The sequence below is a fragment of the Deinococcus alpinitundrae genome (assembly GCF_009982895.1).
GTDB lineage: Bacteria > Deinococcota > Deinococci > Deinococcales > Deinococcaceae > Deinococcus > Deinococcus alpinitundrae.
This window is the reverse complement of sequence record NZ_WXZL01000020.1, coordinates 25,350-47,663: the sequence shown is the minus strand read 5'-3', so window position 1 is coordinate 47,663 and position 22,314 is coordinate 25,350. Positions and strand designations below refer to the sequence as shown.

The following is a 22,314-nucleotide window of genomic DNA, read 5'->3' as shown; positions in this document are numbered from 1 at the left end:
CTGGACGGGCCGGGCCGAGGCCTTTGCCAGGGCCCGGCCCGGCAGCTCAGCAGGCCGACTGCTTTCGTCTGGCCGGTTGCGGGACAGGCCACTGCGGACTGGGCCATTCATCGTCCATCAGTGCCAGCTCGACATCCTGACCCAACGCCCGGCGTAGTTGCCCGGCGTACTCGGCGGGGGTGATCTCGTAGGTACCGAACTGCTGGAGGTGGGAATTCTGGAGCTGGGCGTCGAGCAGCACGAAGCCGCGCCGGGTCAGGTGTTGCGAGAGCCGAACCAGCGCCACCTTGCTGCCGTGCGTCACAGCGTGAAACATCGTTTCCCCGACGAACGCGCCACCCAGCGAGAGGCCCAGCACACCCCCGGCCAGCTGGCCGCCGCGCCAGGTCTCGAAACTGTGGACGAGGCCCGTCTTGTTGAGGTGCAGGTAGATCCCGGCCAGTTCAGGGCTGATCCAGGTTTCCGAGCGGGCCATGCATCCGGCCAGCACGCCGGGGAAGTCGGCGTTGAGGCGCACCTCGAATCGGCCCAGGTGCTTATGCAGGCTGCGCGGAATGTGCAGATCGTCGCCCAGCGGCACCAGCGCGCGGCGGCTGCTCGAATACCACTCCAGGCCGTGGCCGTTGTCCATCAAGAAGCCGCCGCCCGCGTAGCCGCGCGCCACCTCACGGGTGAGGGGGTCGGGGTGGTTGAGCATCACGGCGGCGGTGGGCACGCCCTTAAGGTAAGCCTTGAGTCGACCTTCATGGTAACTTTTGCCCCCAACCCCCCCGGAATCGAAAGGTCGAAAACTTCACATCCCTTTCCTTCGCGCTGTCTTTGCTTGTTCAGTGCGGCTCAATGCGGGTACAGCATGACCTGGGTGCAGCGAAACAGGGCCAACGTCTTGGTCCCCGCGCTCACCACCGCGTCCCAGACCTGGGTGGTGCGCCCACCGTGCAGCAGCCGGGCCTCGACCTCAATGCGCCCGTCGCGAGCGGTGGCGAGGTGGTTACTCTTGAGTTCGACGGTGGTGAAGTTCTGCGCGCCGGCTGGCAGCGCCAGGATGGTGCCGTAGCCGCAGGCGGTGTCGGCCAGCCCCACCACCGTTGCAGCGTGCAAAAAGCCGTTGGGGGCCAGCAGTTCGGGCCGGATATCGAGGTGGGCGCGCATCAGACCGCGCTCGGCGTGGGTAAATTCGATGCCCAGCAAACCTGGCAACCTCCCCTGGCTGCGGGCATTGATCTCCTGAAGGTTGGGCGAAGCGGAGAGGGGTTTTTGCTGCTCGGTCATGTTACCCAGTCTAGCTTCACGGCCACAGGCGGTTGATCCAGTCGGCGGGCTGGGTGGCCTCGCCGCGCACCCGGATCTCCAGGTGCAGGTGCGGTCCCTCGGAGAGGCCGGTGGTGCCGACCTGCCCGATCACGTCGCCGCGCTTGACGGCCTGCCCCACCTTAACCAGGATCCTGGACTGGTGGAAATACAGGCTGCTGACGCCGCCGCCGTGGTCGATCATGACCAGGCCGCCGCGCACCGGATACGTCCCGGCGATGACCACCGTGCCGTCATTGACCGCGTGAATGGGCGTGCCGAGTTTGGCCGGGTAGTCCGCGCCGTAGTGATAGGCGACCGGGCTGCCGGAGGTGTAGGTGCGGCTCTGGCCGAACGAACCGGGAATCGGCGGATTGGGCACGGCGGCGGCGAACGGCCGGGTCCAGACCGGCTGGCCCCGGTTGAGGTACGCCTTGTTGACCAGGGCGTCCTCGGCGGCCTTGCCGGGGTCGGTCAGCTTGGCTGCCACTGTGGGTGAGAGGTGCAGCTTCACCACCGGGCCACCGGGCTTCGGACGCAGCGGAATGATGCCGCGCACGACCTCGCCGCCCACTGCGATCTCGACGATCACCGGGGTGGTCTTGCCCAGCACCACCCGCCCCGGCACCACGTACACGCCCGCCGCGCCGGAGGGAGTGAGCGTTTCGCCGGGCTGGCGCACGTCCTCGCCGAGTTCGCTGGGAAAACGCACAGCGGCGCTCTGGGCACCCGGCCCGGTGAGCCGGACGCTGAAGGCGTCACCCATGCCGAGCTGCTCCGGCAGCGTGACGCCGACTCCACCGACCTCGAAACGGCTGCCTGTCCGCACCGTGATCGGAACCGTGACCGGGGGCTTGGGCGGCGATTCCGGCGCGGCACTGACCGCTTTAGGCGGCGCGGGCGTGGGTGTGCTGGTCGTAGGAGTCCTGGGAGTGGACGTCGGCGGAGTCAGCGTGAAACCGGAGGGCGCGGGCAGCGGTTTGGTTGCAGCGGACGAGGCCACAGACTTCGGGGGAACCGGGTTCGGTTTGATCGGGCTGGGGGTGGCTGTATTCGCCGCCGGGGGCCGGGCCTCGCCGGCACTCAGACGCAGCACCTGACCCACCGCCAGGGCGTCGGAGCTGAGGTTGTTGAGGCGGCGCAGGTCCTCGACCTTGAGGTTGTTGGCGCGGGCCAGACTGTAGAGCGTGTCGCCTTTCTGGACGGTATACGCGCCGCCCAGGCCCAGCAGCGAGAGCGAGAGTGCCAGGGCAAACGAGGTGGCCTTCATCATGTGAGTTTAGCGGGGCCAGATGAGGGAAAGCAGATGGGCCGCGCCCCCCGATACCATGGGCCGCACGGATCAACCGCTGTCGAGTGTGAGCGTCACCGGGCCGTCGTTGACGAGCGAGACGACCATGTGCGCGCCGAAGACGCCCTCACCCACTGGCACGCCGAGCGCGCGCAAAGCCGCGTTGAACTCGGCGTAGAGCGCTCTCCCCTGCTCAGGCGACGCGGCGCCCAGGAAACTGGGCCGGTTGCCCCTGGACGTGTCGGCAAACAGGGTGAACTGGGAAATGCTCAGCACCGCGCCGCCGACGTCGGCCAGTGAGCGGTTCATCTTCCCGGCCTCATCATTGAAGATGCGCAGCTTGACCAGTTTGGCCGCGAGGGTGCGGGCAGTGTCGGGCGTGTCAGAAGGAGCCACGCCCAGCAGCACCACCAGCCCCGCAGCGATCTGCCCGGTCACTGCGCCGTCCACTTCACAACTCGCCCGCGTGACCCGCTGAACGACGGCCCGCACGCTAGTTTTCCATCCTCAATTGCCCAGTCGTCCGCGCAGGGCGTTCACGGCGTTGCCCAGCACCTCAGCCTCGGTCATGTCGAGGTTGCCACGCGTCTTCTCAGCCAGCATGGTGAGCAGTTTGAGCGAGCGCTCGGCCGTCTGGTGGGCGCGGTCCGAGGCCAGCAGGCCGTCGCGGTTGGCCGAGGCGGTGGCCGCATTGATGTCGCCGAGTGCGGCCTCGGCGGTGGCCTGCAACGAGTGGACGAGGCCAAGAAATTCGGGGTTTGCCATGCGGGGCATGCTAGCAAGCCGGGAGCGGAGAACGTCCCTCGCCACACTCCAAGACTGCCGCTAAGCCCAGTGATGGGGACAGTTCAGCGCCGTGCCGCTTCCTGGAGCGCTTGCAAGCTGTGTTGCCAGTTCAACCTAAGCAGGCGCTCGGCCTCGTCCCAGCTTCGGCCTTCCAGCGCCCGGATCAGCTCAGCGTGTTCCTGCACCGAAACCAGCGCCCGGCTGTCGGCGCTGAAATACGCCAGTTCGGCCCGCCGCAGCTTGCGTTTGAGTTGTTCCAGCGTGCTTTGCAACTCACGGTTTCCTGACGGCTCCACCCAGACCGCGTGAAAGGTGCTGTCAGCCTGCACCGCTTCTGCGGCCTGGCGGGCCTGCCCGGCGGCCAGCAACGCCGCGTTGGCCCGCACCAGTGCCCCCAGGTGCTCGGTTGTCAGTTGCGGGGCGGCCAGGCGCAAGGCCAGCACGTCCAGCGTTTCGATGACCGGATAGAGTTCGGCGGCCTGTGCCAGACGCAGCGGAGCCACTCGCGTCCAGCGGTTGAGGGCCGTCTCGATCAAGCCCTCGTCTTCCAGCCGCCGCAGCGCTTCCCGCACCGGTGTGCGGCTGACGCCCAGTTGCCGGGCAAGGTCCAGATCGCGAAGTTGTTCCCCGGGCTTCAAGGCCCCGTCGATAATCCAGCGGCACAACTGCTGGTACACCGCCTCGCGGGCGAGTTGGCGCGGCAGCGGGGCGGCGTCGGGCGGGGGCATCGGACGCTCAGCATAGGGGCTGCCCGCGCCGAAGTGTTTGCCGTGTTTACACCCTGCGGCCCGATCACTAATATATTACCCGTGACCGACACTCCAGCCGAACTGCTCGCGGCCCTCATCCGGATCGATTCCACCAATCCCTCCCTGGTGCCGGGCGGCGCGGGTGAGACGCAGCTGGCCCACTTCGTCGCCGACTGGCTGCGGGCGCACGGCGTGGCGGCAGAGCTGGACGAGGCCGGGCCGGGCAGGCCCAGCGTCATCGCGCGGGTGAGCGGGCGGGGCGGGGGGCGCACGCTGCTGCTCAACGCCCACCTGGATACGGTGGGCACCGCCAGCATGCCCGACGCCCTGATGCCCCGTACCGAGAACGGGCGGATGTACGGGCGCGGCAGCTACGACATGAAGGGCGGGCTGGCCGCTTGCCTGCTGGCCCTGGTGGACGCGGCGCAGGCCAATTTGCGCGGCGAGGTGATTCTGATGGCCGTGGCCGACGAGGAATACGCCAGTCTGGGCACCCTGTCGGTGCTGCGCCGCATGAGCGCCGACGCTGCCATCGTCACCGAGCCGACCAGTCTGAAGCTGTGCGTAGCGCACAAGGGCTTTACCTGGCACCAGATCAAGACCTTCGGAATTGCGGCGCACGGCTCACGGCCCGATCTCGGCCAGGACGCGGTGGCCCAGATGGGCTGGGTGCTGGGCCAGCTCGAAGGCTTGCAGCGCAGCCTTGAGGCCCGGCCCGCCCATCCGCTGCTGGGGCACGCCTCGGTTCACGCTTCCCGGATCGAGGGCGGCCAGGAACTCTCCAGCTATCCGGCGGAATGCACCCTGCAACTGGAGCGCCGCACGCTCCCCGGCGAAACGCTGGAGGCCGTCTGCGCCGAATGGGACGACATATTGCGACACCTGACGGCTCCCAACTTCCGGGCCGAACACCAGTTGCTGCTCGCACGCGCCGCCTTCAGTGTGCCGGAAGACGCGCCCATCGTGCAGAGCCTTCGACTTCAAGCGGAGAGGGTTCTCGGCTACCCGCCGGAACTGACTGGCCTGGGCTTCTGGATGGATTCGGCGCTGCTGGCAGAGGCGGGCATTCCCACGGTCGTCTTCGGGCCGCACGGCGCTGGAGCGCACGGCGCCGAGGAATGGGTCGACTTGAAGTCGGTGGAACAGTGCCGGGACGTGCTCAGCGCGACGATTCGTGACTTCTGCGACTAGACCTGGCCGCGTCTTGCTCTCTCTTCCCACCCCCAGCGGAGACCACCTGTCATGACCCGAACCACCGACACCGCGCGCGTCTTCATCCAGCCCCGGCCCCAGACTTTTGAGACGGTGACCGACCCGCAGCGGGCCGAATTTCATCGCCGCTTGCCGCTTTACGCGCCGACGCCGCTGATCAGCGCCCCACACCTCGCCCGGCGACTGGGGGTGCGGCGGGTCTGGATCAAGGACGAATCGAGTCGCCTGGGCCTTCCCGCCTACAAGATCCTGGGCGCGTCCTGGGCCACCTACAGGGAGCTGGGAGCCCGCTTCGGCCCCTTTACACCGTGGACGACGCTGGACGAACTGCGCGGGCAACTGCCGCCCGTCACGCTCGTCGCGGCCACCGACGGCAATCACGGCCGGGCGGTGGCCCGCACAGCCCAGTGGCTGAACCTCAAGGCGCAGATTCTGGTGCCGCAGGATATGGCCCCGGCCCGCCAGGAGGCCATCCGCAGCGAGGGCGCGGACCTGCACTCCATCGACGGCTCCTACGACGACGCCGTGCGGGCCGCCGCCCGACTGGCCGATGACCGCCACCTCGTCATCAGCGACACCGCCTGGGAAGGGTATCAGCGCGTGCCGGGCTGGGTGATCGCCGGGTACGGGACCATCTTTGACGAGATCGATCAGCAGCTCGCCGCGCTCGGCGAAGCGCAGCCCAGCGTCGTCGCCGTGCAGATGGGCGTCGGCTCGCTGGCGGCGGCGGTCATCCAGCATTACCGCGCTCCCCACACCCGCACCCAGGTGCTGGGCGTCGAGCCGACGCGGGCCGACTGCGTGCTGCGCTCACTCGAGTCAGGGCGTCTCACCGAGGTGCCCGGTCCCCACACGTCCATCATGGCGGGGCTGAACTGCGGCACCCCCTCGCCGCTGGCCTGGCCGCTGCTGCAAGGGGGGCTGAGCGCGGCGGTGGCGGTGCCGGACGCGCGGGCCGAGGACGCCATGCGCCTGCTCGCCCAGAACGGCGTCGTGTCGGGCGAGAGCGGCGCGGCGGGCCTGGCGGGCTTCCTGGAACTCCTGGACGGACCCCACCCCGAGGCCCGTTCCGCCCTGGGTCTCGGCGCGGGCAGCAACTTACTGGTGATCTCCACCGAGGGCGCGACGGACCCGGCGGCGTATAGGCGGATCGTGGGTTAAACCGGAATGGCTTCCTGCTTTCGCCCCTGACTTCCCTGCCGCCGCGCCACTTCCGAGCGCACCAGCGGCGCGACCCGCGTGCCGTACAACTCGATGGATTTCATGATCTGCGCGTGCGGCAGCGTGCCGACACTCATCTGCATCAGGAAGCGGTTGTGATCAAAAATCTGGTGCTGATACAGAATCTTCTCGGCCACCTGTTCCGGGTCGCCCACGAAGTACGCGCCGCGCAGGGTGCTCGACGCGTCGAACTGGGCGCGGGTCATCTTGCTCCAGCCGCGCTCCTTGCCGATGGCGTACATGGCCTGGGCGTGGGCTGGAAACGACTCGTCACGGGCCGCCTGCGAGGTGGCGGCAATATAGCCGTGCGAATTGATGCCCAGCCGTAGCGCCGCCGGGTCGCGCCCCGCTTCAGCCGCCGAAGCGCGGTAGAGGTCGGTGAAGCCCTTGAACTGCTCGGGCAGGCCACCGATGATCGCCAACGCCAGCGGCAACCCCAGTTGCCCGGCCCGCACCGCCGAGGCCGGAGTGCCGCCCACCGCCAGCCAGATCGGCATCTCGGCCTGCGCCGGGCGCGGATAGATGCCCACATTCTGCAAACCGGGGCGGTACTTGCCCGACCACGACACCCGTTCCGAGTCGCGCAGATTCAGCAGCAAGTCGAGCTTCTCGGCAAACAGCTCGTCGTAGTCGCGGGGCATGCCACCAATGAAGATCGGAAACGACTCGGAAAAGCTGCCGCGCCCGGCCATGATCTCGGCACGGCCTCCGGAAATCAGATCGAGGGTGGAGAAGGCCTGCCAGACCCGCACCGGGTCCTCGGTGCCCAGCACGGTCACGGCGCTGGTCAGGCGGATGGTGCTGGTGCGTGCCGCCGCCGCCGCCAGCACCATCGCGGGCGCGGACACCGTGTAGTCAGGCCGGTGGTGCTCGCCGATCCCGTACACGTCCAGGCCCAGTTGATCGGCCAGCTCGATTTCTTCGAGCAGATCGGCAATCCGTTGCTGCGGGCTGACGGTCAGGCCGGTCTGGACATCGGGCGTGCGCTCGCCGAAGCTGTAAAGGCCCAGCTCGAAGGGAATGGACGGGGCGGGGATAGTCGGGTCGGGTTGGTTCGGGGATTTGGTACCGGACATGTGAGGCCTCCAGGTTGCTTACTATATAAACCAGTTTAACAAATAAACCGAAGAAAAGCAACCTGTGGTCACGCTGTCAGAACAGGGTTTCCTGCTCCGGATCAAGCCGTTCACCGCCCAGACCCTCGGGCGTTTTGCCGTCCAGCACGGCACGAACCTCCCGGATGTCCTTCCAGGTGAGGCTCTTGGGGCCGCCGGGAGCACGGGTGTCGTTGCGCAGCAGGTAGGCCGGGTGAAACATCGGCATCAGGAAGGCCGAGTAGAGCTGGTCGCGCTGCTCGTAGCGGTGCCACACGCCGCGCAGCCGGGTAATGCCCAGTCTGGTCTGGAGCAGGTACTGGGTGGGCGTGTTGCCGAGCGCCAGGATGACGCGCGGGCGCAGCAGGGCCAGCTGGGATTCGAGCCACAGCTCGGTGCAGGTTTCTATCTCCAGCGGCAGTGGCGTGCGGTTGCCGGGCGGGCGGCACTTGACGATGTTGGTGATGTACACGTCCTGGCGGCCCAGCTGCACCGCGCCCAGAATCCTGTCGAGCAGCTGCCCGCCCCGCCCCACGAACGGCCGCCCGGTGCGGTCCTCGTCGCCGCCGGGTCCCTCACCGATGATGACCAGACGGGCCTCGGGGTTGCCGTCGCTGACCACAACCTGGCTGCAGCCGGGGCGCAGATCGCAGGCGTGGCAGGCTTTGTTCTGAAGCGCCAGAGCGGCGAGCGGGGCCGCGGGGGTGGTTTCAGCGCTCACGCTTCAGGCGACACGCCCTGCCCGGCAGCGGTGCCCGCGATCAGCGCGCTGAGTTTGGGCCGCTGGCTGCGGGCCTCGCGGCGGGTGCGTGGATCGAGTGCCACCATCAGAAAGAAGTTCTCCAAGCCGTTCTCGCGGCCCTTGATCTCGGCGTACTCGTTTTCCGGCGTGCCGCTGGAGAACGGCAGGCTGCGGTAAAGCGACAGGGCGTGCTCGATCACGTCCTCGGAAGCATGCTGGGCCGCAAACGCTTCGAGTTCGCCGTAGACCGTGCGCCGCGCCTCAGCGTGGGTGCGAAAGGCGTCGGGATAGGGGGTTTCGGGCGCGCGCAACAGGTCTTGCCGGGCAATCCGGCGGTAGTGTTTGAGACCTTGCAGCAGTTGTTCGGTGGTCATCAGGCTTTTCACTGGGCAGTGTCCTCCAAAGCAAGGCGGCAATCGGGCGTCGTCTGGGCGCAGGCAGGCCCGCTCTTGGAGCCCGGCACCCGTTCCTCTCCCAGAGTTTAAGCCCTGCCGCTGCAAGAAAGGAAAGCGCCGGGCGACGGCAGGGCGTTGACCGTTGCTCCATCTCTCTCACCCACCCAGCGGCCCCGCTAGACTGCCCGCGTGCCCGACCTGCCCGCCGACCTGATTCGCACCCTGACGCGCCTGAGCGCCCGGCGCGCTCCGCTGCCCGATGCTGGAACGACCTTTTACCGCGCTGCCCACACCACCGAAACCGCCGGGCTGTTTGCGCTCGACCGGGCCGGGCCGGTGGGCGTGCTGAGCCTGTACGCCGAGCTGAGCGCCGGGCAGGAACAGCAGCTCGCGGCGGCCTGCGGCGAAACGGGCCTGGAAAGCGTGTACCTCAAGCGCCGCCCCACCGAGGCGCGGCACGCGGCCAACGTGGAGCGCGGCCGCCTCTCGCCGCCGGAGCCGGTCTGGGGAGAAGCCAGGCCGGAAGTAGTGGCCCTGGAGGGTGGTGTGCCGTACCTGATTCGCCCCGGCGCCGACCTCAGCACCGGGCTGTTCGGAGATGCCCGCCCGGCCCGCGCCTGGGTGCGGCAACACGCGCCGCCGGGGGGCCGCGTGCTCAACACCTTCGCCTACACCTGCGGCTTCGGCCTGAACGCCACGCTCGGCGGAGCCGGGACAGTCAAGAATCTCGATCTGTCGCGCAAGGTGCTGGCCTGGGGCCAGGAAAACTACGCCCTGAGCGGCCTGAATGCGCCCGATTCCGACTTTCTCTACGGCGACGTGTTCGAGTGGTTGCGGCGGCTCGCCAAGCGTGGTGAAACGTTCGACCTGGTAATTCTCGATCCACCGAGTTTCGCGCGCTCGAAAGCGGGCGTGTGGCGGAGCGAGCGCCACTACGCCCGGTTGCTGGCGCAGGCTGCCGCCGTCACCGCAGCGGGCGGGCAGGTGCTGGCGCTGATCAACCACGCCGGGGTCAGCGCCGCCGCCTTCGAGCGCTTTTTGGGCGCGGGCGCGGTGCAGGCGGGCCGGACCATGACCATCACGGCCCGCTTCGGCGCGGGCGAGGACTATCCGGGGGCCGAGCACCTCAAGGTGCGGGCACTGCGGCTGGACTGACCGTGAGCTTGAACAGCTCCTGGGTCAACCACCGGCTCTCACCTCAGCTTGATCACCAGCGGTTGCGTGGTCGGCACCGTCACGTTCACCGTCTGGGCAGCGTAGCCGTCGCCGACCACCTTGAGGGCGTAGCTGCCGGGCGTGTCGAGCGGGAGTGGGCCGGGAGCCTGACCGATCAGCGCCCCGGCTTTGAAGCGGCTCTCGGCGGGCGCGCTGAGCACACTTACCCTGACCGGCGCGCTGAGGCCTTGGCCCGAGCTGCCCACCAACTGGGCCGTGATGGTGCAGCAGGCAGCGCTACTCAGCGCCGGGCCGCTCGAGCGAAAGGCCCGCTGGACCAGCAACGCCACCAGCACGGCGATCACCACCAGCGCCAGCAGCCATACCGGATTGAAACGGTTGGTCCTGGTCTGGTTTGGCGAACGCACAACCGGGGGTGGACCGGGCAAGGGCGTGCTCACAACGTCGGCCACGCCCTCGCCGCCTTTCTTGACCTGCCAGGCACCGTCTTGGCTCCAGCCGATCTTGACCGGCTTGAGCTGCCGGGAAGACAGCTGTGAGGCCGCCTCGGGCGCGGGCCTGCCGGGCGACGCGGGCGCGGCACTCAGCCCCGTGGTCACCGGTTGGGACGCAAAACCTGAGCGCACCAGCGACCCCGCCTCGGCCTCGGCAGTCAGGGCGGCTGGGTCCGGCGCGGGCGCGGCTTGGGTCTGCGGTTCGGCAGCAGGTTGCGCTTCCGGCGGGGGCACGTCGGCAATACCGGCGGCCACTGGAGCGATCTGGGGCGGCGCGTCAGGCGTGGGAAAAGCCGCCAGAAAGTCCAGCAACTCTGATGCGGTGGCGTCCGGCGGGGCCGAAACGAGCGGAGCGGCGTCGAGTTGAGCGGCAGTGGATAAAGGTGCAGGGGGCTCGGCACCGATAACAATGACCGTCCCGACGGTGTCGGTCTCGCTTGACTGACCTTCCGCTGCCTGGTCTTCGGTTGGCTCGGTTTCGGCTGGCGGCCCGCTGGGTTCCAGCGCTTTGCCGGCTTCCACCTCTTCCCAGTCGAACACCGGCAGCCCGGCAGCGGCAGCATCCACCGGACCGTCCGGCAATGCTTGCGCGTCCGGTGCAGGCGTGGGTGGAGCAGCTGCCAGCGGGGCGACGCGCTGCTCGGGGTCGGCGATCAGCGGCAGGGGGACGTCCGGCGAGAGCGACTGGCCCACCTCGCGCGGATACAGCGGCGCTTGCACCATCAGCGGTCCGATCGGCGTGGGTAGCGGCGGCCCAGCGTTGAAACGCGCCAGGGCGTCGCGGGCGCTAGGGCGCTGGGCCGGATAGGGGCTGAGCAAATCACTCAGGCCCGCTGGCAGCGGCCCCATTCGCAGCAACGTCACGCCCAGGGCGTAGAGGTCGGCGGCAGGACCACTTCCTCCTTCCGGCGCAGCCAGCGCACCGTGCGCCTCGCCCCAGGGCAGGGCAGCCCCGGCCAGCCGCACCTCGCCGTCCCATTCCCACAGCTGGTGCGGCCCCACCCCGCCGTGAACCAGACCCGCCTCATGCAGGGCATTCAGCGCCCGCAGACCACCCAGCGCGGTTTGCAGCGGATCGCTGGCCAGCCCAGCATGCGGCGGCAGTTCGCTGGCGACATACGCCTGTTCGCCCTGAATTCCCGCCTCGATGTAGGTCAGCAGCGAGGGCGTGTCGGGCAGTTCGGGCAGCGTCACCGCCTGCGGCAGCAAATACACCAGCGCGGGCATGCCGGTCAGCCGGTCAAGGGCGTGCAACACCTTGACGGGCTGCGCCGCGCCGGAAAAGCCGTTGTCCAGCGAGCGGGCGGCCACAAATGGCCCGACAGTCTTCATGCGCGAAAGTATACTGAATTCCAAAATTGGGCGGAAGGTTTGCCCACTGCCCCAAAACCAGTGGCCTGTCGGCTCAGCGCTCGGCCACCACCTGCCCCAGCACCCGCCGGTAGGCCTCCAAATACTGCGGCACGATCAAGCTGGGGTGGAATTTTTCCAGCGCGGCGCGGCGTCCGGCCTGCCCCATGCTGAGGTACACGTCCTTGTTCTTGAGGATTTCCAGCGCGGCGTGCGCCATCGCGTCCACGTCGCCGACTTCGGCCAGGCGGCCCGTCACGCCGTCCTCGACCACCTCGGGAATGCCCCCGGCGCGGGCGGCCACCACCGGTACCTCGCAGCTCATGGCCTCCAGCGCCGCCAGCCCGAAGCTCTCCTTGTTGCTGGGCAGCAAAAACAGATCGGCAATACCCATCACGGTCTGCACGTCAGGAAACGAGCCGAGAAAATGCACCCGGCCAATCACGCCGAGTTGCTGGGCAAGCTCGAAGGCGCGGGTGCGCTCGGGGCCGTCGCCGACCATCAGGAGCCGCGCCGGAATCTCCGAGGCGACTCGGGCGAACACCTCCACTACGTCCTCGACGCGCTTGACGGGCCGGAAGTTGGAGACGTGCAGCAACAGCGCCTCGTCGGGATGGGCGAAGCGGGCGCGGATGGCCGGGTCAGTGACGCGCACGAAGCGTCCGGTGTCCACGAAGTTGGGAATCACCTCAATCGGGACGTCCACCTGCAGGGTTTCGCGGGTCAGGTCGGCCAGAAACTGCGAGACCGCGGTGACCGCGTCGGACTGCTGAATGGCGTGGCGGGTGGTGTGGCGAAAGGCCGGTTCCGCGCCGACCAGCGTGACATCGGTGCCGTGCAGGGTGGTGATGACCCTGGTTTTGCCGGTGATGGAGCGGGCATGCAGCGCCGCCGTGGCGTGCGGAATGGCGTAGTGGGCGTGGGTGAGCTGCACCCCGTACTCCTGAATGACCTCGGTGAGCGCGTTGGCGGCGGTCAATTCGGGAAACGGCTGATCGAACAGGGCGTAAGCGAACGAGCTGGCCTGGTGAAAGTATGGTCCGTTCGCGCCACCCATGCCCTGCAAGCGGAACGGCACGGCGTTGCCGACAAAATGCACCTCGTTTCCGGCCCGCGCCACTTCCAGTCCGAGTTCGGTGGCGACCACCCCGGAGCCGCCCGCGCCGGAGTGGCACAGCACGGCAATCTTGAGTTCATCCGGGTCAGGCCGCAGGCCGCCGGGCGGGGAGAGTCTGGGCATCAGCATCGACATCGGAGCGGATTATACGCGGGGTCTGTCAGGGCAATAGAAGCCCGTGGCCGTCAGCCCGGCGAACGTGCGCGTTAGAATCCCCGGCATGACGCCTTCACAGCCGACCATTCTCGCCGTCTTCGCCCACCCCGACGACGAAGCCTTCAGCGTGGGCGGCACGCTGGCCCACTACGCCCAGAAAGGCGTGAAGGTGGTGCTGGCCTGCGCCACACGCGGCGAGGCCGGGAAGATCACCGACCCCAGCATGACCATCACCGACCTCGGCCAGCACCGCGAGGCCGAACTCAAGCGGGCCACCGCCGAGTTGGGCCTTCCCGACCCGGTGTTTCTGGATTATCACGACTCGGGCCGCTACGAGCGCACCCGCTACGACGACGAGCTGGCGCTGATGAACGTCAACCCGTTTGCCGCTGAACTCAAGATCCGCACGCTGATCAATGAGGTCAAACCCGACATCATGATCACCTTCGACCCGCACGGCGGCTACGGACACATCGACCACCTGATTATTCACCGGGCCGCTGCCGCCGCTTTTTTCAGCAGCGGCAACCTCGGCGGCGGGACCCTGATGCGGCTGTACTTTACGGCGCTGGGCGTGGAAGCGGCCAAGGGGCTGGCACGCATGGGCCAGGACCTCGACCCCAACATCTACGGCGTCTCGGAAAGCACCGTCGCCGTGACGATGGACGTGTCCGCGCAGGCAGACCGCAAGAAGGCCGCGCTGGTGGCCCACGGCTCACAGACCGGCCCCAACAGCCGCATCGGGCAGATGTCGGAAGAGGAACGCGGCGAGCTGGAGCGGCGGATGCTCGGCACCGAGGGCTTTTCGGTGGGCGGCACCCGCACCGGCCTGCCCGCCTTCCCGCTGCGCGGCTTGTTCGACGGGCTGGGGGGGTTCGAGGCGCTCGACGACTGAGCCGCCCTCTTCCACTGGCCCCGGCTCCGCGCTGGGGCTTTCTTTTGCCTTTTTATGTCAACCTTGCTTGACTTTTGGTCTACTCTAGAATACCTTTAGTCAAGCAAACTAGACATCAGGACAAGGAGAGATGACATGATGGCCCAACAACCCAAGCCCAAAACCACCAACCGCGAGCGCCGCGTCTGGCAGAGCATGTGGAGTATGCTGGCCGCCGCCGTTTTGATCGCCGCCGTCGCCGTCGTTGTGGCGCTGCTCAAAACGCGCGCCGAGGGCGATGCCTACAGCTTTCTCAACGGCATGTCGCTGGGCCTGCTGGCCACCCTGCCGGTGGGCATGGGCTATTTGCTGTGGCGGGCCTACCGGCAGATGGACGAGTTTGGGCAGCGCCAGCAGGAGCGGGCCTGCGCCTTTGCCTTCCTCCTGACGATGGTCGTGGTGATGGTGGCCTTCGCGGTGGCCAGCTTTACCGGCACCGTGGTTCCGCTGTGGGCGGTGTACCTGTTCGGGATGCTGGTCTATACGGCGGCTGTGGTGCGCGGCGCGGTGCTGGCCAGGGGGGGGCGGGCATGACCCAGGTTCACGAAACCCGTGAAACCCGCGTCCGGCGGTACCAGTGGCTGGAAGTGATTTTGCCCACCGTACTGTCGTTTCCGTTTATCGCCGTTTACTTCGCCACGCCCCTGAGCTTTGGAAAGGTGGTGGGCAGCTACGCGCTGCTGCTGCTGGCACTGCAACTCTTCTTGTCGATCTACCAGTACCGCGTTCACGACGAATTTGGCCGCCTCAAGCTGCTCAAGGCGCACATGGTGGCGGGCATGACCCTCACGTCCGGCGTGCTGCTGTTGTTCGGGCTGAATCTGCTGCTGGGCACGCCGATCAATCTGCTGGCCCTGATGGGCCTGGCTTTCGCCTGGTTGCTGGCCTTCTCGCTGACTTCAGAAGTCCTCAGCGCAGGCAAGGAGGCGTATGAATGATTCGCCCAGGCTGGTGTGGTCCCACATGAAAAACCGCATCAAGGTGCTGCGGGCCGAGCACAACCTGACCCAGGCCGACTTGGCCGACAAGCTCGACGTGTCCAGGCAGACCGTGAACGCCCTGGAAACCGGCAAATACGATCCGAGCTTGCCCCTGGCCTTCAAACTGGCGCGGCTGTTCGGCATGAAGATCGAGGATATTTTCAGCGACGAGGCGGTTATTTGATGCTCAAGATCAATCAGCTCGGCAAAGCCTACGGCGACTTTCGGGCGCTCAGAAGTGTGACGCTGGAGGCCCGCAGCGGCGAGGTGTTCGGGCTGCTGGGAGCCAACGGCGCGGGCAAGACCACTCTGCTCAGAACCCTGGCGACGCTGCTCTCCCCCACGTCCGGCTCGGCCAGCGTCAACGGCTTCGACATCGTGCGCCAGAGCCGTCAGGTGCGCGCCAACATCGGGCTGGTCAGCGGCGGCATGGGCCTGCATGACCGCCTGACCGGCCGCGAGACGCTGCGCTACTTCGCCTCGCTATACGGTCTGAGCGGCGCCAGAACCGAGGAGCGCATCGAGACGCTCACCCGGCAACTCGATCTGAGCGATCTGCTCGACATCCGGGCGGGCGGCTTTTCCACCGGCATGAAGCAGAAAATCGTGGTGGCCCGCGCGCTGATACACGACCCGCCGGTGCTGCTGCTCGACGAGGCCGCCAGCGGGCTGGACGTGCTGGCCCGCCGCACCCTGCTCGATCTGGTGGCGGCGCTGCGCAGCCAGGAACGACTCATCGTCTACTCCACCCATGTCATGAGCGAGGTCGAGGAGTTGTGTGACCGCCTTGCCGTCATTTCCGGCGGCGAGGTACTGAAGGTGGGAACCGTGAACGAACTGGTGCAGGATTCGGGCGAGCGCAATCTGGAGCGGGCCTTCTTTCAGCTGCTCTCCGAGCAGAAAGCGGCGGGGCAGGCGGTGACTCGTGGCTAGCGTCTGGACGGTGGCCAAACAGGAACTGCTGACCACCCTGCGTGACCGGCGCACCCTGACCAGCACGATTCTGGTGCCGCTGATCATGATTCCGCTGTTCACGGTGGGGCTGCCGCTCCTCTTCGGCACGCTGTTTGGCGGCCAGGCCCAGACCCGGCAGACAGTGGGCGTGGTCGGCACCCTGCCTCCCGCACTCAGGAGCCAGCTCACCCACGACAGCGAGGAAGAAAAAGGCGTGCGCCTGATTGCTGTCACCGATCCCACCGCCGCCGTCAGAAACGAGGCGGTGGACGCGGCCCTCAAGGTGCAGTCGGCGCTGCCCAGTCAGGCCGGAACGAGCGGCGAGCTGCAACTGTTTTACAAGGTCGGCAACCTCAAGGCCGAGAGCGGTGCGGCCAGCAAAGTCAGGTCGGCGGTGGCCGCTTACAACAAGGCGCTGGTGGGCAAAAAACTGGCCGAGCTGAACCTGAGTCCGGCGCTGCTGACCCCGATTGCACTCAGCACGGTGGACGCCAGTAACGCCGCCGAGGCCAGCAGCGGTCAACTCGCCTTCATCATTCCGCTTTTTCTGTTGCAGTTCATCCTGGCCGGGGCCACCGCCACCGCCACCGACTCCACCGCCGGGGAGCGCGAGCGCGGCACCCTGGAAGCGCTGCTGGCCACCCCCGCGCCGCGCTCAACGCTGCTGATGGGTAAGCTGCTGGCCACCACCCTCACCGCCCTGATCGCGGCAGGCTTCAGCGTGCTGGGGTTATCGCTCAGCGCCCCGATTGCCCTGCTGATCACGCCCGCCGGACAGAGTACCGCGCAGAGCGCCACCCAGCAGGCCTTCGGCGGCTCGCTGGCACTGGGCCTCGGCGGGCTGGGCGCAGTGCTGATCACGGCGGCGTCGGCGGCCCTCCTGATCAGCGCCGTGCTGCTGACCCTGTCCCTGTTTGCCCGCTCGGTGAAGGAGGCGCAGACCTACATCGCGCCGCTGACCCTGCTGATCATCCTGCCCGCCACCCTGTTGCAATTCGCCGATTTCCTCAAGACCACCGCCGTCCTCTACGCCGCACCGCTGATCGGCAGCATGCTGGTCATTCTGGATACGGTCAAGGGTGCCCTGAGCGGGCCGCACCTGCTGCTGAGTCTGGGCGGCAACGTACTGCTGGCCGCCGTCCTGACTCTGATCGCCAGCCGGTTGTTCGGGCGCGAGGGGGTCGCGTTCAAGAAGTAGCCGAGAAATAAATCTCAGCCCTGAATCTGGCGGCGGCCAAATTCAGGGCTGAGGCGTTGTTGCCTGCACCGGTTTGCCGCCGTCGCCTGGAAGAAGAATCTCGCCCAGCGCCGAGCGAATCCAGGCGAACGCAGGCCGGGTCAGCCGCATGGTGTAGGTCTGGCCCGAGCCGTGCAGCATGAAGGCGTAGACCACCTGCTCGCCGCCCAGCGTTTTGAAATACCCGCTGAAGGTCAGAATCTTCCAGCCGTTGCCGCCCTTGCCGCCCCAGGTCTCCAGCGGAATCGGCGTCAGCCCCGACTTGCAGCAACCCAGCGCCATCAATTTGCGTTGAATCTCCTGCGAGCGCGGTGTCAGACCGGAGCGCAAAAACTCGTGCGACACCAGCGTGGCCAGCTCGTAGGGCGTGCTGAAGTTATGAACCCTGAGATCGTCCGCTACTTCGTAGCGCTGTTCAAAATACTCGTCGAGTTTACGCTGCAAATAATCGGGGCGGTACTGCTGGGCGTCGGCGTCGATACGCTGGGCCAGTTCGGCGCGCGGCTTGCCGGTGGCGCTGGCCCACAACTTGGTGCCGTCAAACGTCTGGGACAGTCCCGCCTGCGCTGTCCACCAATCCTTGGTCGGCAAGATCAGGCGGGTGCGGCACAGCTGCAACTCGTCGGCCACGTTCTGTACATTTTGCAGGCCCACTGTGCGGTGCAGCAGATCGGTGGCGGTGTTGTCGGAAAACTGAATCATCCGCTCAGCGAGTTGATGGGCGGTGCTGCCGTCGAACGGGTACGCGCCGAGGCTCTGGGTTTGCCGGGTCACGCTGAACTTCTGGTTCAGGTCGATGGTTCCGGCATCCACCTGCCGCAGCAGTGCCCACAACACCGCCTGCTTGTAGGTGCTCGCCAGCGGAAACAGGCTGTCGGGCGAAGACGAGACGGCCCGGAGCGGCTGCAAGGTCTGCGGATCGATGACGGCCACATACAGGCCGAGTTGCCCGTTGAGCGCGGCAGGCGGCGGCGGCGCGGGCAGGGCGGGCGGCGCGGCACGGCACCCGGCGGGAAGAGGAACTTCGGGCAGTTGGGCGTCAGACACGGCGGGTTGACCCAGCGGCCTCGCGGGAATCCGGGCGCTGGCGAGCGCGGGCGCGGCTGAGTTGAGCGCGGCTGGATTGCCCGCCGATCGGGCCTCGGTCCAGCGCAGCGCCGCCCAGCCGCACCCCAGCGCGCCCGCCAGCAACACGTAGCGGCCTACTTTGTACGCCACGACGACCTCAGGGCGTGAGCGGTTCCATGCAGATGCCGTAGGTCCCGGGGCCGGTGTGGGTACCGACCACCGCGCCGAAATTGAAGACCCCGGCGTCCTCGTAATCGGCCCCGATTAGCGCCGCACGGACTTCCTGAATGTTGGCCTCGCCGCCGGGAGTATGGACGAAGGCCAGCCGCGAGGAGCCGTTCTTGGCGATGTAGTCGCGGGCCTGGGCCACCAGATTGGCCGTCGCCTTCTTCTGGCCGCGCTCACGCCCCGAGGACTCGACCTTGCCACCTTTCACCGACAAGATCGGCTTGATGTTGAGCAGGCCGCCGAGCAGCGCGGCCGCCCCACCGATGCGCCCGTTGCGCCGCAGGAACTCCAGCGTTTCGACCGTGAAGACGATGTAGCCCCTGGCCTTGAGTTTCTCCATCTCCGCGACGATCTCGGCCATGCCGTGCCCGGCCTGCGCCATTCTGGACGCCCTCAGCGCCATCATGCCGAGGCCGAGGCTGGCGCTCTGGGTATCGAACACCGTGACCTTGCCGCCGAAGTCCTGGGCAGCCAGCCGGGCGCTGCCCACCGTGCCGGAAAGCTGGCCGCTGATGTGCAGGCTCAGCACCTCGTCGGCCGATTGGAGCGCCTCGGTGTACACGGCGGCAAACTCGGCGGGGCTGGGCTGGCTGGTCGACGGCATCTTCTGACCTTCCTTGATGCCCTTGAAGAGCTGCGCCGTGGTGATGTCGATGTCGTCTTTGTGCATCTCGCCGCCGAACAGCACGTAGAGCGGCACGCTGACGATGTGGTGGCGCTCTTTCAACTCCGCCGAGAGGTCACTCGTCGAGTCGGTCACAATGGCAATCATCCTCCCACTTTAGCGGATTGCCGGGCCAGCGTCCGGACGGGCCGGGGGCCAGCGCCAGCGAAGCCGGTGCCCCCGAGACTGGGGACCTTCTAGAATGGGGCATGGTGCATGACAGCGTGATCGCGGCCCTCAGACTCGCCGCTGAGCAGGACCCTGGCAACACCGAGGTGCGCCTACACCTGGCCGACCTGCTGCTGCAATCGAATCAGGCTGACGCCGCGCTGGCCGAGGCCAGGGCCGTGCTGCACGCCGAGCCGGATCATCTGCGGGCGCTGCGCCTGGCCGCCTGGGCCGCCGACGAGGCGGGCGAGGCCGACGCCGCTAGGCGTTACCACCGCCTCCACGACGCCCTGACCGGCGTGGTGGAGGCCCCTTTGCCCGCCCCGACACCGCTGCGGGCCGAGGTCTTCGCCGATCCGGCCACCGAAACCGGCAGTGAAGCCGATCAGCGCTGGGACTTGCAGACGCCCCGCGTCACTCTGGCCGACGTGGCGGGCATGCAGTCGGTCAAGCAGCGGCTGGAACTGGCCCTGCTCGCCCCGCTGCGCAACCCCGAACTGCTGCGGCTCTACGGGGGCGCGCTGCGCGGCGGGTTGCTGCTCTACGGCCCGCCCGGCTGCGGCAAGACCTTTATCGCGCGGGCGGTGGCCGGTGAGCTGAGCGCCCGCTTCATCAACGTGGGATTGTCTGACGTGCTGGACATGTATCTGGGCCAGAGCGAGCGCAACCTGAGCGAAGTCTTTGCGCTGGCGCGTCGACGCGCGCCGTGCGTGCTGTTTCTGGACGAGGTGGATGCGCTGGGCCGACGCCGCTCTCAGATGCGCCACAGCGCCGCCAACGTGGTGGGCCAGCTGCTGGCCGAACTCGACGGAGCCAAGGCCAGCAACGAGGGCGTGTTCGTGCTGGCCGCCACCAACAGCCCCTGGGATGTCGATCCGGCACTGCGGCGTCCGGGAAGATTTGACCGCACCCTGCTGGTGCTACCGCCCGATCTGGCAGCGCGGCAGCACCTGCTGGAACTCGAACTCAGACTGCGGCCCACCGAGGCGCTCGATCTGCCCGCGCTGGCCGCCCGAACCGAGCAGTTTTCCGGCGCGGATCTGAGCCATCTGGTGTCGTCGGCCACCGAGCTGGCGATGCAGGACGCCATCAAGCAGGGCAAGGTGCGGCCCATTCGCCAGGCCGACTTCGTGCGCGCCCTCAGGGACGTGCGGCCCAGCACCCGGACCTGGTTCGAGACGGCCAGAAACGCCGCCCAGTTCGCCAACGAGGACGGCGAGTACGACGATCTGCTGGCGCACCTGAAACGCCAGCCGCTGCGCTGAGCCGGTGACCTCGTTCGGACCGTCATCTCAGGGCGACGCGCCGGACCCGGCGTGGCTGAGCTGGCAACGCGCCGTGGCCCTCCTCGAGCTGGGCCGCCCGAAAGAAGCCGCCGCCGAGGTGGGCCGCGCGCTGGCCCGCTTTCCCGAGGACGCCTCGCTGTGGCGGCTGCTCAGCCAGCTCTGCACCGACTTGGACGACTTTCCGCAGGCGCTGGAGGCGGCGCGGCAGGCGGTGGCCCTGGAGCCGGAGTCGAGCGGCGGCCACGTCATCCTGGGCTTCGCGCTGTGGAACACCGAAGTGCGCGGCAAAGCGTCTGGCCGCCTGCGGCGCTGGCCGGGAGCCTGGCGGGTGGCCCAGCCCGCCCTCGACGCCATGCAGCAGGCGTTGCGCCTGGAACCGGAGAGCGAGCAGGCCCAGTTGGCGCTGGCGCAGCTTTACCTGCTGATGAACCGGCCCCGCCAGGCCACCCCACTGATCGAGGCGGTGTTGCGCGCCAGTCCGCAGCAGCAAACAGCCCAGCTCTACGCTGCCGACGCCCAGTTGCAATTCGGCCAGCTCGGGGCCGCCGAGGCGCAGGTGCGGGCGGTGCTGGCCAGCGATCCGCAGTGCAAAGCAGCCCTGCAGCTGCTCTCGCGCGTCAGCTTGCGCCGGGGTCAGGCTGAGGACGCCTTCGCGGCGGCGCTCTCGGCCATCCGGCTCGACCCCGCCGATACCGGAGCGCAGGCCCATTTCAAATCGCTGGTCCACGAGTACCTGCCGCTGCCGCTGTCGTGGCAGTCCCCGGCCTGGCGCTTCGTGATCGTGCCGCACGCCGTCGTGCTGGTGCCGTTCATAGCGCTGGGCGTGTGGGTCCGTACGCTTTACCGGGTGCGCCGCCTCAGCCCATCCACGCGGGCGCAGATTCGGCGGGTGCGCGACACCAGCATCCAGTGGCGCAGTCCGTTCGCCATCTACCTGACGCTGTGCCTCGTTGTCTTCGCACTCGTTTTTGCCGTGCCGCACCTGCCGGTCAGCCTGCGGTCCAGCGCGAACGAGGCGCTGGGCGGACTGATACTGGCGGTGTTCGTGGTCGGCCTGCTGTGGCTGTGCTTCAGCGGCGCGCGGAGTATCTACCGCTGGCTGCGCACCTACCGGAGCCAGCGCTAGGCACCGCTCAGGGGTGCGGCGGCGTGACCGGCGTGGGAATCACGTAGACCGGCACCGAGGTGGTCGTCTCGGTTTGGGTGGTTTCGAGGGTGACACTGCTGCTCGGCGTCGGCACGGGTCGCGCGCCGGTGGTGCCGGGAGCAGGCTGGGACTGCGTGGGTGGGGTCTGATCAGGTTGCGCCGGGCGGCTGCGCGTCAGCTTGACGGTGAAGGTCAGTGCTCCTGTCTTGAGAAAGCCGTCGAGCTTGTCGCCCTGCACGCGGGCGCTGAGGGTTCCGGCCTGGCGGCTGGCACTGAAGAGTTTGAGTTCGATCATGCCGCCGTTGGCGTCGAAGGGGCGGAAGGTGCCACTGGCCGAGTAGACGTTGCCGTTGCTGGTGCGGGTCAGCACGCCGTCGGCACGCCCGGTGCGTCCGTTGACGTTGAGCAGCAGCTGATACGGCGCGGGAATCGGCCCCAGGCTGGCGGTGCCCACATAGTTGCCCGACAGCGCCGAGAAGTCCGGGCCTCGGCTCTGGGTAGGGGCGCAGGCGGCCAGCGTCAGGGCGGGCAGCAGGAGGGCGGGCAGCAGGGCAAACGAGCGGCGCATGGCGGCA

The 22,314-nt window shown here is 67.8% G+C and carries 25 protein-coding genes; 11 read left to right on the top strand and 14 right to left on the bottom strand.

Features of this window, described 5'->3' with window-relative positions; genetic code table 11:
• Positions 1-46 precede the first annotated feature (46 nt).
• The 6 genes from aat to GUI70_RS16615 form a co-directional block, all read right to left on the bottom strand.
• Positions 47-715 (bottom strand): leucyl/phenylalanyl-tRNA--protein transferase, encoded by a 669-nt coding sequence (gene aat / locus GUI70_RS16640; protein WP_161883440.1) that lies wholly within the window; start codon positions 713-715, stop codon positions 47-49.
• 122 nt (positions 716-837) lie between these two features.
• Complete coding sequence (locus tag GUI70_RS16635) at positions 838-1,272, bottom strand: PaaI family thioesterase (RefSeq protein ID WP_161883439.1); 435 nt, start codon at positions 1,270-1,272, stop codon at positions 838-840.
• A gap of 16 nt (positions 1,273-1,288) precedes the next feature.
• Entirely contained in the window at positions 1,289-2,563 is a 1,275-nt protein-coding gene (locus GUI70_RS16630; protein ID WP_306468313.1) for a LysM peptidoglycan-binding domain-containing M23 family metallopeptidase, read from the bottom strand.
• Positions 2,564-2,632: 69 nt separating this feature from the next.
• Entirely contained in the window at positions 2,633-3,073 is a 441-nt protein-coding gene (dtd, locus tag GUI70_RS16625) for a D-aminoacyl-tRNA deacylase (RefSeq protein ID WP_161883437.1), read from the bottom strand.
• 15 nt (positions 3,074-3,088) lie between these two features.
• A complete protein-coding gene (locus GUI70_RS16620; RefSeq protein ID WP_161883436.1) occupies positions 3,089-3,346 on the bottom strand; it encodes a DUF1844 domain-containing protein in 258 nt (85 codons plus the stop codon).
• A gap of 83 nt (positions 3,347-3,429) precedes the next feature.
• Positions 3,430-4,095 (bottom strand): GntR family transcriptional regulator, encoded by a 666-nt coding sequence (locus GUI70_RS16615; protein WP_161883435.1) that lies wholly within the window; start codon positions 4,093-4,095, stop codon positions 3,430-3,432.
• Between the two features lie 81 nt (positions 4,096-4,176).
• On the opposite strand from GUI70_RS16615, the gene GUI70_RS16610 reads away from it, so the two are divergent.
• On the top strand, positions 4,177-5,307 hold the full coding sequence (locus GUI70_RS16610) for a M20/M25/M40 family metallo-hydrolase (protein WP_161883434.1): 1,131 nt from the start codon (positions 4,177-4,179) through the stop codon (positions 5,305-5,307).
• A 51-nt stretch (positions 5,308-5,358) separates the two neighbouring features.
• Positions 5,359-6,489, top strand: a complete 1,131-nt coding sequence (locus GUI70_RS16605; RefSeq protein WP_161883433.1) for a diaminopropionate ammonia-lyase — start codon at positions 5,359-5,361, stop codon at positions 6,487-6,489.
• Here the strand turns inward: GUI70_RS16605 and GUI70_RS16600 are convergent.
• The 3 genes from GUI70_RS16600 to GUI70_RS16590 form a co-directional block, all read right to left on the bottom strand.
• Positions 6,486-7,625: an LLM class flavin-dependent oxidoreductase gene (locus GUI70_RS16600; protein WP_161883432.1), complete on the bottom strand. Its 1,140-nt coding sequence runs from the start codon at positions 7,623-7,625 to the stop codon at positions 6,486-6,488. The genes GUI70_RS16605 and GUI70_RS16600 overlap by 4 nt on opposite strands.
• A 76-nt stretch (positions 7,626-7,701) precedes the next feature.
• Positions 7,702-8,364: a uracil-DNA glycosylase gene (locus GUI70_RS16595; RefSeq protein ID WP_161883431.1), complete on the bottom strand. Its 663-nt coding sequence runs from the start codon at positions 8,362-8,364 to the stop codon at positions 7,702-7,704.
• On the bottom strand, positions 8,361-8,771 hold the full coding sequence (locus tag GUI70_RS16590) for a hypothetical protein (RefSeq protein WP_161883430.1): 411 nt from the start codon (positions 8,769-8,771) through the stop codon (positions 8,361-8,363). Before GUI70_RS16590 ends, GUI70_RS16595 begins: the two co-directional genes overlap by 4 nt.
• Before the next feature lie 198 nt (positions 8,772-8,969).
• On the opposite strand from GUI70_RS16590, the gene GUI70_RS16585 reads away from it, so the two are divergent.
• The gene (locus GUI70_RS16585) at positions 8,970-9,935 is read left to right on the top strand and encodes a class I SAM-dependent rRNA methyltransferase (protein ID WP_438503496.1); all 966 of its coding nucleotides are present in this window, start codon (positions 8,970-8,972) and stop codon (positions 9,933-9,935) included.
• A gap of 38 nt (positions 9,936-9,973) precedes the next feature.
• Here the strand turns inward: GUI70_RS16585 and GUI70_RS16580 are convergent, their stop codons facing one another.
• Positions 9,974-11,782 carry a serine/threonine-protein kinase gene (locus GUI70_RS16580; RefSeq protein ID WP_161883429.1) on the bottom strand — a complete coding sequence of 603 codons (1,809 nt, stop codon included), beginning with the start codon at positions 11,780-11,782 and terminating at the stop codon, positions 9,974-9,976.
• A gap of 73 nt (positions 11,783-11,855) precedes the next feature.
• Positions 11,856-13,046 carry an N-acetyl-alpha-D-glucosaminyl L-malate synthase BshA gene (gene bshA, locus GUI70_RS16575; RefSeq protein WP_237724992.1) on the bottom strand — a complete coding sequence of 397 codons (1,191 nt, stop codon included), beginning with the start codon at positions 13,044-13,046 and terminating at the stop codon, positions 11,856-11,858.
• Between the two features lie 91 nt (positions 13,047-13,137).
• On the opposite strand from bshA, the gene GUI70_RS16570 reads away from it, so the two are divergent.
• The 6 genes from GUI70_RS16570 (at position 13,138) to GUI70_RS16545 (ending at position 17,139) form a co-directional block, all read left to right on the top strand.
• Positions 13,138-13,968 (top strand): PIG-L deacetylase family protein, encoded by an 831-nt coding sequence (locus tag GUI70_RS16570; protein WP_161883428.1) that lies wholly within the window; start codon positions 13,138-13,140, stop codon positions 13,966-13,968.
• A gap of 135 nt (positions 13,969-14,103) precedes the next feature.
• Positions 14,104-14,541: a hypothetical protein gene (locus GUI70_RS16565; RefSeq protein WP_161883427.1), complete on the top strand. Its 438-nt coding sequence runs from the start codon at positions 14,104-14,106 to the stop codon at positions 14,539-14,541.
• Positions 14,538-14,945 carry a hypothetical protein gene (locus GUI70_RS16560; protein WP_161883426.1) on the top strand — a complete coding sequence of 136 codons (408 nt, stop codon included), beginning with the start codon at positions 14,538-14,540 and terminating at the stop codon, positions 14,943-14,945. Before GUI70_RS16565 ends, GUI70_RS16560 begins: the two co-directional genes overlap by 4 nt.
• A gap of 25 nt (positions 14,946-14,970) precedes the next feature.
• Positions 14,971-15,171 carry a helix-turn-helix transcriptional regulator gene (locus GUI70_RS16555; RefSeq protein WP_161883462.1) on the top strand — a complete coding sequence of 67 codons (201 nt, stop codon included), beginning with the start codon at positions 14,971-14,973 and terminating at the stop codon, positions 15,169-15,171.
• On the top strand, positions 15,171-15,920 hold the full coding sequence (locus tag GUI70_RS16550) for an ABC transporter ATP-binding protein (protein ID WP_161883425.1): 750 nt from the start codon (positions 15,171-15,173) through the stop codon (positions 15,918-15,920). Before GUI70_RS16555 ends, GUI70_RS16550 begins: the two co-directional genes overlap by 1 nt.
• Positions 15,913-17,139, top strand: coding sequence for an ABC transporter permease (locus GUI70_RS16545; protein ID WP_161883424.1), 1,227 nt, complete (start codon positions 15,913-15,915; stop codon positions 17,137-17,139). The genes GUI70_RS16550 and GUI70_RS16545 overlap by 8 nt, the downstream gene beginning before the upstream one ends.
• Positions 17,140-17,181: 42 nt before the next feature.
• On the opposite strand, the gene GUI70_RS16540 is transcribed toward GUI70_RS16545, so the two are convergent.
• Positions 17,182-18,396 (bottom strand): serine hydrolase, encoded by a 1,215-nt coding sequence (locus GUI70_RS16540; protein ID WP_237724989.1) that lies wholly within the window; start codon positions 18,394-18,396, stop codon positions 17,182-17,184.
• A 7-nt stretch (positions 18,397-18,403) separates the two neighbouring features.
• On the bottom strand, positions 18,404-19,246 hold the full coding sequence (locus tag GUI70_RS16535; protein ID WP_161883423.1) for a DegV family protein: 843 nt from the start codon (positions 19,244-19,246) through the stop codon (positions 18,404-18,406).
• A 101-nt stretch (positions 19,247-19,347) separates the two neighbouring features.
• On the opposite strand from GUI70_RS16535, the gene GUI70_RS16530 reads away from it, so the two are divergent.
• Both GUI70_RS16530 and GUI70_RS16525 read left to right on the top strand, forming a co-directional pair.
• Entirely contained in the window at positions 19,348-20,571 is a 1,224-nt protein-coding gene (locus GUI70_RS16530) for an ATP-binding protein (RefSeq protein ID WP_161883422.1), read from the top strand.
• Between the two features lie 4 nt (positions 20,572-20,575).
• Positions 20,576-21,718, top strand: coding sequence for a tetratricopeptide repeat protein (locus tag GUI70_RS16525; protein WP_161883421.1), 1,143 nt, complete (start codon positions 20,576-20,578; stop codon positions 21,716-21,718).
• A 7-nt stretch (positions 21,719-21,725) separates the two neighbouring features.
• On the opposite strand, the gene GUI70_RS16520 is transcribed toward GUI70_RS16525, so the two are convergent.
• Positions 21,726-22,307, bottom strand: coding sequence for a hypothetical protein (locus GUI70_RS16520; protein WP_161883420.1), 582 nt, complete (start codon positions 22,305-22,307; stop codon positions 21,726-21,728).
• Between the last annotated feature and the right edge of the window lie 7 nt (positions 22,308-22,314).

Coding starts and splice junctions, on each gene's coding strand:
- GUI70_RS16615 (WP_161883435.1), bottom strand. CDS start 4,095: ATGCCCCCGCCCGACGCCGCCCCGCTGCCGCGCCAACTCGCCCGCGAG.
- GUI70_RS16520 (WP_161883420.1), bottom strand. CDS start 22,307: ATGCGCCGCTCGTTTGCCCTGCTGCCCGCCCTCCTGCTGCCCGCCCTG.
- bshA (WP_237724992.1), bottom strand. CDS start 13,046: ATGCTGATGCCCAGACTCTCCCCGCCCGGCGGCCTGCGGCCTGACCCG.
- GUI70_RS16560 (WP_161883426.1), top strand. CDS start 14,538: ATGACCCAGGTTCACGAAACCCGTGAAACCCGCGTCCGGCGGTACCAG.
- GUI70_RS16630 (WP_306468313.1), bottom strand. CDS start 2,563: ATGATGAAGGCCACCTCGTTTGCCCTGGCACTCTCGCTCTCGCTGCTG.
- GUI70_RS16635 (WP_161883439.1), bottom strand. CDS start 1,272: ATGACCGAGCAGCAAAAACCCCTCTCCGCTTCGCCCAACCTTCAGGAG.
- GUI70_RS16555 (WP_161883462.1), top strand. CDS start 14,971: ATGAAAAACCGCATCAAGGTGCTGCGGGCCGAGCACAACCTGACCCAG.
- GUI70_RS16620 (WP_161883436.1), bottom strand. CDS start 3,346: ATGGCAAACCCCGAATTTCTTGGCCTCGTCCACTCGTTGCAGGCCACC.
- GUI70_RS16530 (WP_161883422.1), top strand. CDS start 19,348: ATGGTGCATGACAGCGTGATCGCGGCCCTCAGACTCGCCGCTGAGCAG.
- GUI70_RS16580 (WP_161883429.1), bottom strand. CDS start 11,782: ATGAAGACTGTCGGGCCATTTGTGGCCGCCCGCTCGCTGGACAACGGC.
- GUI70_RS16570 (WP_161883428.1), top strand. CDS start 13,138: ATGACGCCTTCACAGCCGACCATTCTCGCCGTCTTCGCCCACCCCGAC.
- GUI70_RS16600 (WP_161883432.1), bottom strand. CDS start 7,625: ATGTCCGGTACCAAATCCCCGAACCAACCCGACCCGACTATCCCCGCC.
- GUI70_RS16550 (WP_161883425.1), top strand. CDS start 15,171: ATGCTCAAGATCAATCAGCTCGGCAAAGCCTACGGCGACTTTCGGGCG.
- GUI70_RS16605 (WP_161883433.1), top strand. CDS start 5,359: ATGACCCGAACCACCGACACCGCGCGCGTCTTCATCCAGCCCCGGCCC.
- GUI70_RS16565 (WP_161883427.1), top strand. CDS start 14,104: ATGATGGCCCAACAACCCAAGCCCAAAACCACCAACCGCGAGCGCCGC.
- GUI70_RS16535 (WP_161883423.1), bottom strand. CDS start 19,246: ATGATTGCCATTGTGACCGACTCGACGAGTGACCTCTCGGCGGAGTTG.